Below are 1,419 nucleotides of genomic sequence, written 5' to 3'. Positions count from 1 at the left end.
CCTTGGCGGCGGGGCCCTCGCGGCCGGGCGCACGGCCGGGCGCTCACTCCCCGGTGGCCTCCACGATCACCAGGGTTCCCCGGCTCCCCGGCCGCACGGCGTGCGGCACACCGGCCGCCACCACGTACATCTCGCCCGCACCGACCGACACCTCCCGTCCGCCGACGAGCAGTTCGAGCGTCCCGTCCATCACCAGCAGGGCCTCGGCGGCGGCGTGCGTCTCCACCTCGACGGGCAGTTCGTCCATGCGCAGCACCTTGACGCACGCCGTTCCCACCGCGCCGAGCGGACGCGAGTTCCAGGCGTCCGGCAGTGCCGCCGCGATCTCGTTCACATTGCTCAGGCTCATGCCGGGGAACCTACCTGAGCAGGCAGAACGCTGGGTCGACCGTTCGGTAAAGCCTGCTGGCGCGAGGCCGCTAGTACGCCGAAGCCGTCACCGGGTAGTGGTCGGACAGGTTGGTGTACGTGTACTTCCTGCCCCAGCTCGACACCGTCCAGGGAGCGCTCTGCTCCTTGATCACGTCGTTCCGCCAGTGGGCCGGGCGGGCGTGGCCCGCGCGGTGGAGGATGTGGTCGAGGTCCTCGCGGGGGTCGTCCGGGTAGCGCTCGGCGGCGATGGAGTTGTCCCGGGTGTCGAAGGAGTACGGGTGGCCGGTGCGGGAGTCGGCCGGGGCGAGGCCGCCGTCCGCGAGCATCGAGGCGTACTCGGGGCTGTGGCCGTCGACGTTGAAGTCGCCCGCCACGATGACCTGTTCGTCCGCCGGGATCCTCTTGGCGTCCAGGAAGGCGTCGAGCTCCTTGAACTGCTTCGCGCGCGTCGCCGCCGCCTCGCCGTCGCCGCAGCCGGGGTCGGTGGACTGGGTGTGGGTGCCCACCACGTGCGCCTTGACGCCGTTCACGTCGAGCACGGCGTAGACGAAGCCCTTGTTGGAGTACGCGTCGGAGCCGCAGGCGTCCTTGTAGACGTACTGCTCCTTGCGGAGCACCGGCCACTTGCTGAGGACCGTCACGCCGCCGTCCTCCGGCGCCACGGCCGAGTACGCGCCGCCGGTCGCGTCCCACCCGCTCTTCGAGCGGCCGAGCACGGGCGTCTGGTGCGGATAGCGGCCCGCCGCCGCGGACTTCAGCGCGTCGGACGCGGAGTTGTCGAACGCCTCCTGGAGCACGACGACGTCCTGCCCCTGGAAGAACCCGGCCGCCGGTATGGCCCCGGCCCGGTGGTCCTGGCCCCAGTTCGGATAGAGCGTCTTGCTGAACAGGAAGGTGTTGTACGTGAGCACCTTGAGCGGCGGCGGGGCGGCGGCCGCTTCGGCGGACGGGGCGGTGGCGGCCAGCGTGGCCGCCGCGAGCACGGCGGCGACCGCGGCGGCGTGGGACGAGCGCGGCGCTGAGTACGGCAAGGCGGGCTCCCTGGGG

General features: G+C 72.2%; 2 protein-coding genes. Both read right to left on the bottom strand.

Features of this window, described 5'->3' with window-relative positions; all coding sequences use genetic code 11:
* Positions 1 to 43: 43 nt before the first annotated feature.
* A complete protein-coding gene (locus tag AB8Z36_RS39640) occupies positions 44 to 349 on the bottom strand; it encodes a cupin domain-containing protein (protein WP_369218207.1) in 306 nt (101 codons plus the stop codon).
* Positions 350 to 419: 70 nt separating this feature from the next.
* A complete protein-coding gene (sph, locus tag AB8Z36_RS39635) occupies positions 420 to 1,403 on the bottom strand; it encodes a sphingomyelin phosphodiesterase (protein ID WP_369218208.1) in 984 nt (327 codons plus the stop codon).
* Positions 1,404 to 1,419: the final 16 nt, after the last annotated feature.

It is taken from the genome of Streptomyces flavofungini (assembly GCF_041028215.1).
In the GTDB taxonomy this organism is placed as follows: domain Bacteria; phylum Actinomycetota; class Actinomycetes; order Streptomycetales; family Streptomycetaceae; genus Streptomyces; species Streptomyces flavofungini_B.
Note: the sequence above shows the minus strand (reverse complement) of the source record. Positions and strands in the feature narration are given on the sequence as shown.